Here is a 6,759-nt window from a genome sequence, read left to right as displayed (position 1 = left end):
GGGGAAGTATACTCTCCTCACAATTAGAACTATCAATATTTTACGTATCACCTACTTGACTTCTGACCACAAGTCTTTTTAATCACAAACATATAGCTATTTGGAACAATCACTAATCAGCAAACACTCAACGGATGAAAAAGCGTTGAACATCATTCCACGTCACTAAGATCATTAATAGTAGCATTAACCCAAAACCAATCAATGATATAATTCCTTCTTTTTCTGGATCAATCGGTTTACCTCTAACGGCTTCAACCAGATTTAATAGAATTTTACCACCATCTAGCGCCGGAATTGGTAATAAATTCATGACCCCAACACTAATTGATAAATAAGCCATTAAATTAATAATCGTTGGCAAGCCACTTTGTGCGGCTTGAGAAGTCATCGCGTACATGGCCACAGGTCCACCAAAATTATTCAAATTAAAGCCATGAACAAACATACCACCAATAACCTTAAAGGTCTGGGAAACAATAAACCAAGGCTGTGTAAACCCATAGGCAATCTTAGCGCTGAAGCTCGTGTCAAGTGCCACTGCAACACCAAGCACACCAACCTTTTTACCATTCGTTTTTTGTGCCCTTGGCGTTGCGGTGATTTTTTCAGAAGTCCCTTTGTGCCGGACCGTCAGCGTTATTTTTTTATTCGGATAACGATTAACCTGCTGGGCGACATCCTGAAAGGTCGGCGTTTTAACACCATTAACAGCAGTGATATGATCGCCTGCCTTTAATCCTACCGATTGCGCAGGTGAATTATCTTGGATCGTTCCTAATTCATTGGATGTTTTAGCAACACCACCCATTAAAAACGCCACCAAAATAAAACCAATAATTCCTAAAATCAAATTATTTAAAATCCCGGCAAAATTAGTTAGCAGGCGTTTCGGGATTGAGGCCGATTGAAATTGCACATCACGTGGTGCAATTTGAACTTCAGTCCCACTTTTTTCAATAATTGTCGCATCGTGATCGACATCGTAGCGGCGTAATTCGGCCTCATCACCATTTTCATAACCTTCAATAAATAAATCATCCTGCAAATCGCTCTTAGCAATTTCAAACGGAATTCCTTCATTTAAAGTGACCTTTTGACTAACGTTGATCCGGCTTACTTTCTGTTGTTCATTTAACGTCAAGAGAACCGAAGTACCAGGCTGTAATTCGTCGTCTTCATCATCCGCAATCCCAGCCATTCGAACGTAACCACCAATTGGTAGTAGGCGTAAAGTATAGGTTGTTTCGTTGCGTCGCGAAGCCCAGAGTTTTGGTCCCATTCCAATCGAAAATTCCCGAACTAAAATACCGGAACGTTTCGCAAAATAAAAATGGCCAAATTCATGGACAATAACAATTGCACCAAAGATTAGAATGAATACAATAAGTGTTTCCACACAGTTTCCTCCTCAATAAATTGAAAACTGATACCTAGGATTTAGACTAATAGAAATAGGTGCAAGATGGGTAAAACAAATAACAAACTATCAAAACGGTCAAGAATACCGCCATGTCCCGGTAAGATTTTACCTGAATCCTTAACACCATAATAACGTTTATAAGCCGATTCAACCAAATCGCCCAATTGGCCAACAATTGAAAAGACTAACGTCAGCAACAACATAACTGGCCAAGCGTAAACCTGAATTTGCGGTACAAAATAGGTAAAGACGCCGCCAACAATTAGGGCACAAATAGTACCACCAATTGATCCTTCCCAAGTTTTATTTGGACTAATGAGTGGCGCCAATTTATGCTTTCCCAGCTTACGTCCAATTTGGTAAGCACCAATATCCGTTGACCAAATAACAAACATAATATAAAAAAGCATCAGGACACTCGTCTCACGCGTCACAATAAAATAATAAAAACCGGTGCCAATATATAAGGCCGCCAATGCTGTGACCCCGACATCATCAAAATTTAAACGATTTTTAGAAAATACCATGTTAACGAGAAGTAACATAACAAACAGATAAATAAAGTACAACCGGTTAATATTCGCCGGTAGCCAACTATCAGGAACCATAACCGCAAGCAACGTTAATGCTCCCAGCAATGCCTCCACCGAAACAATAATCTTTTTTCGCATAATAAAAATTTCTGATAGGCCAACTAGTCCGAGGACCACCGCCATGATATCAAAAATGGGACCACCAATAATTACGATGGGAATAAAAATAATCAACGCAACCACTGCTGTAATCACACGCTGGCGCATATACCTAACACTTCTTTCTATTTTTTTAATCCGCCAAATCGGCGGTCACGGCTTTGGTAAGTTGCAATGGCAGCGTCAAAGGCCGCCGCATCAAAATCGGGCCAAAGCTTTTCTGTAAACACTAGCTCGCTATAGGCAATTTGCCACAGAAGAAAATTGGAAATTCGTTCTTCACCACTAGTACGAATTAATAAATCTGGATCTGCATACTGGCCAAGTGAAGCCGTCATCAATGCCTGGTCAACAGTTTCTTCATTGATATCGGCAGGTAATAACTGCCCACTAACCGCCTGGGCCGCAATTTTTTGAACAGCCGTTACGATCTCAGAACGGCCGCCATAATTAAGTGCAAAATTAAGGATCATACCGGTATTAGCCTTGGTATCGGCAATCGCATCAGCGGCTGCCTTTTGTGTCTTCTTTGGCAAACGATCCGTGTACCCCATTACATTGACTTGAACATTTTCGGCAACCAATTCCGGTACAAAGGTATCAAAAAAATCTACCGGTAATTGCATTAAATAACTTACTTCGTCTTCAGGGCGCTTCCAATTTTCTGTCGAAAACGCGTAAAGTGTCAACACTTTAACACCAAGCTGACTTGCATGCTTTGTAATCAGCTTAACCGTTTCCATCCCTTCCTTATGACCAAAAAGTCGTGGTCGGTGTTTCTTTTGCGCCCAACGTCCGTTTCCGTCCATAATGATGGCAACATGTGCTGGTATCCGCTGCGGATCAAGTTGTGACCCTAATTCTGATGTTTTATTTTTTCGAAATGAAAACACACGGATCCCTCCAGTCGAAATTTAAAAGCCAAACCTTATTGTAACAAAAAACCTGCTGACTGACTATCATCTGCTAACAGAAAAAAAGAGGAAAACGCCCAACGACGAATTCCCCGAAATAAATTAATCACTTATGATTTCTTTTTCCTTGTCAGCAGCAATCTGATCAACTCGTTTAGTTGATTCATTAGTTAGCTTCTGCGCCTGATCCTCTAAACCATGTAAGTCATCTTCAGTTAACTCATTAGCCTTTTCACGTTTGCGTAAGTCTTCCATTGCATCACGACGGGCATTACGGACAACAATTTTTGAATTTTCGGCCTGCTTTTTAACATCCTTGGCCAATTCTGCACGGCGCTCCTGGGTAAGTTGTGGAATAACTAACCGAATGGCCGTTCCATCATTAGCTGGTGAAATGCCCAAATCAGAAACTAAAATAGCATGTTCAATATCCTTTAAACTTGATTTATCGTATGGTGTTACCATTAATACTCGGGCCTCTGGAATTGTAATCGTGGCAACTTGGTTAAGTGGTGTTGGAACACCATAATAGTCAACCATAACTCGACTTAAAATACCTGCATTAGCACGACCAGCCCGAATTGTTCCAAGCTCACGCTGTAGTGCCTCTTCTGCGTTCTTCATCTTTTTTTGTGCTTCTACTAAAGCTGGATCACTTGCCATTATTCTTTCCCCCTAATTGTTGTTCCAATTTGTTCACCCTCAACTACCCGCTTAATATTACCGGTCTCGTTAAGGTTAAAAACAACCAGCGGAATGTCATTATCCATTGAAAGTGAACTTGCCGTTGTATCCATTACTTGCAGTCCTTTATCGATAATATCTAAATGCGTCAATTCTTCGTACTTAACCGCATTTTTATCCTTATTTGGATCAGCAGAATAAACACCGTCAACATTATTCTTGGCCATCAAAATGACATCCGCATCAATTTCAGCGGCCCGTAAAGCAGCCGTAGTGTCCGTTGAAAAATATGGATTACCCGTGCCCGCAGCAAAAATAACAACGCGGTCTTTTTCTAAATGACGAATTGCCTTCCGGCGAATATAGGGTTCAGCAATTTGACGCATTTCAATTGAGGTCTGAACACGTGTTGGAACACCTTGTTGTTCCAAATTATCTTGTAACGCTAAGGCATTCATGACAGTTGCGAGCATTCCCATGTAATCGGCCTGAGCACGTTCCATCCCCATTTCAGCACCAGTTTGGCCACGCCAAATATTACCGCCGCCAACAACGATCGCAATTTGGACACCAAGTTTATAAACTTCTTTAAGCTCTTTTGCCACATCCTGAATAACTGGTGGATTAATGCCAAAACCTTTTTCACCGGCTAACGCTTCGCCACTAATTTTTAAAACGATACGCTTATACTTAATATCTGCCATCTTATGACTAACCTCCGTAATGTTTTCTTCTTCATTTTAGCATACCTGACTAACTAGCGAGTATGTTATCCAAAAAAAAGGAGCGCAGGATTCTGCGTTCCCTTACTTAAAATGAATTAACGATTCATTTCGCTTTGTACTTCGGCAGCAAAGTCTTTTTCTTCTTTTTCGATACCTTCGCCAACTTCATAACGAACAAAATGCTTAACTTTACCGTTTTTAGAATCAACGTAGTGAGCGACTGTTTGATCAGAATCCTTAACAAATTCTTGATCGTCTAAACTAATTTCGGCCAAGAATTTATTTAAGCGACCTTCAACAATCTTTTCAACAATTTTTTCTGGCTTGCCTTCTGTTTTTGCCTCTTCAGTAAGGTCAGCCTTTTCTTTAGCCATAATATCAGCTGGTACTTGTTCACGAGAAACATATTGTGGATTGATAGCCGCAACGTGCATGGCAACATCCTTAGCAGTTTCGTCATCAGCACCTTCAACAACTGTTAAAGCGGCAATTCGACCGCCCATGTGCCGGTAAGAACCGAAATGGCCATTATCAGTTTTTTCAAGAACAGAAAAACGGCGGAAACTAATTTTTTCGCCAATTGTTGCTGTTGCGTTGATAACAGCAGCAGCAACCGTTGTGCCATCAGCTAACTTAGTTGCTTCAGCAGCCTTCTGATCAGCAGGTTTATTTACTGCCATTGCATCAGCGATATCTTGAACTAATTTCTGGAAATCTTTATTGTTCGCAACAAAGTCCGTTTCGGAATTAACTTCAACGATTGCCGCAACATTGCCTTTGATTGAAACGTCAGCCAACCCTTCAGCAGCCACTCGACCACTCTTCTTTTCGGCAGTTTTAACACCTTTTTCACGCAATGCTTCCATTGCCTTATTCATGTCACCATCTGATGCTACTAAAGCCTTCTTAGCAGCCATCATGCCAGCGCCAGATTTTTCACGTAATTCCTTTACTTGTGCTGCAGTAATTTTAGTCGCCATAATACGACCTCCTTATTTAATTTAAAAAGAGACTGCCTTAGATATAAGGCTTGCATTACTGTGCCTACCTTTAAGACAGCCTCAAAAAAATGTTTAGTTTAAATTTACTGAGTTTCTAAAAAGCGTTCCGATTCTGAACAATAACCTCGCTTAGTAAATAATTCACTAATCGCTGCTAAATACAGACAATCATCGTTTAAACCTGTTTGTTATCGCATACTTAACAAAATTATAAAGTTCAAAACACGCCTAGTTATTACGATTTTTGCCTTCAACTGCTTTTTGTAAATCAGCTAAGCTTTCGTTACTTGGTGTTTCTGAATCAGCAACGGCGCTATCTTCCTTCTGATCTTCGGCAGCAAAAGTCTTTTCGCTAACTTCTTGTTCTTCACCTTGACGGCCTTCAACAATTGCGTCAGCCATCTTAGAAGTGATTAAACGAACGGCACGGATTGCATCATCGTTTGATGGTACAATAACGTTGATATCGTCTGGATCACTATTAGTATCAACCATTGCAACGATTGGAATGTTCAATTTATGAGCTTCTTGAACGGCAATCTTTTCTTTGCGTGGGTCAACAATGAATAAAACATCTGGAATCCGTGGCATATCTTCAATCCCACCTAAGAACTTTTCAAGCTTCTCACGTTGTTTGTTTAATTGAGAAACTTCTTTCTTAGGTAACTTGTCAAAAGTACCATCTTCACCCATTTGTTTGATTTCTTTTAAATGAGCAATTCGTTTTTGAATTGTCTGCCAGTTAGTTAAAGTGCCACCTAACCAACGATGGTTAACGTAATATTGGCCCGCACGAGTTGCTTCTTCTTGAATAGAATCCTGTGCTTGCTTTTTAGTTCCAACAAAAAGAATAACGCCACCGTCAGCGGCTGTGTTCTTCATGAAGTCATAGGCATTGTCAACTAACTTAACAGTCTTTTGTAAGTCAATAATGTAGATGCCATTCCGTTCTGTAAAAATGTATGGTTTCATTTTTGGATTCCATCGACGTGTTTGGTGACCAAAATGAACCCCAGCTTCAAGCAATTGTTTCATTGTAATTACTGCCATGATAAATTCCTCCTTGGTTTTTCCTCCCCGGCGATCAAGTAATAAGTGAACTTCGTAAAAAGCACCACGCTTATTATCACGCAAGGTGTGAATTGATGTTATTTAACACCGGTTAATATCATACCCCAAAACAAACCAGTCCGCAACTATTTTTATTATCCCTGATTATTTGCTGGTCAGCCAACAAAAAAAGGGGTCTACACTTTCTGGTATTGGTGAATAACTAATACCGGTTTTTTGTCTGTTTTGAAAATCAGAAAAATAAAAAAG

At 40.1% G+C, this 6,759-nt stretch carries 7 protein-coding genes; all 7 read right to left on the bottom strand.

Annotated elements, in window-relative coordinates; translation table 11 throughout:
- Positions 1–127 precede the first annotated feature (127 nt).
- The 7 genes from rseP to rpsB all read right to left on the bottom strand — a co-directional run bounded on the left by rseP (position 128) and on the right by rpsB (position 6,489).
- Positions 128–1,399, bottom strand: coding sequence for an RIP metalloprotease RseP (gene rseP, locus EKM61_RS10925; RefSeq protein WP_068224646.1), 1,272 nt, complete (start codon positions 1,397–1,399; stop codon positions 128–130).
- Positions 1,400–1,440: 41 nt separating this feature from the next.
- Entirely contained in the window at positions 1,441–2,223 is a 783-nt protein-coding gene (locus EKM61_RS10920) for a phosphatidate cytidylyltransferase (RefSeq protein ID WP_068224649.1), read from the bottom strand.
- A 17-nt stretch (positions 2,224–2,240) separates the two neighbouring features.
- The gene (locus EKM61_RS10915; protein ID WP_068224651.1) at positions 2,241–3,008 is read right to left on the bottom strand and encodes an isoprenyl transferase; all 768 of its coding nucleotides are present in this window, start codon (positions 3,006–3,008) and stop codon (positions 2,241–2,243) included.
- Positions 3,009–3,131: 123 nt separating this feature from the next.
- Complete coding sequence (frr, locus tag EKM61_RS10910) at positions 3,132–3,695, bottom strand: ribosome recycling factor (RefSeq protein WP_178378349.1); 564 nt, start codon at positions 3,693–3,695, stop codon at positions 3,132–3,134.
- Complete coding sequence (gene pyrH / locus EKM61_RS10905) at positions 3,692–4,417, bottom strand: UMP kinase (RefSeq protein WP_068224656.1); 726 nt, start codon at positions 4,415–4,417, stop codon at positions 3,692–3,694. Before pyrH ends, frr begins: the two co-directional genes overlap by 4 nt.
- 116 nt (positions 4,418–4,533) lie before the next feature.
- Positions 4,534–5,418, bottom strand: coding sequence for a translation elongation factor Ts (gene tsf / locus EKM61_RS10900; RefSeq protein WP_068224659.1), 885 nt, complete (start codon positions 5,416–5,418; stop codon positions 4,534–4,536).
- Positions 5,419–5,667: 249 nt separating this feature from the next.
- The gene (gene rpsB, locus EKM61_RS10895) at positions 5,668–6,489 is read right to left on the bottom strand and encodes a 30S ribosomal protein S2 (protein ID WP_068376925.1); all 822 of its coding nucleotides are present in this window, start codon (positions 6,487–6,489) and stop codon (positions 5,668–5,670) included.
- Positions 6,490–6,759: the final 270 nt, after the last annotated feature.

It is taken from the genome of Loigolactobacillus backii (genome assembly GCF_003946275.1).
In the GTDB taxonomy this organism is placed as follows: domain Bacteria; phylum Bacillota; class Bacilli; order Lactobacillales; family Lactobacillaceae; genus Loigolactobacillus; species Loigolactobacillus backii.
The sequence above is the reverse complement of the archived record's forward strand: the minus strand, read 5'-3'. Positions and strand labels throughout refer to the sequence as shown.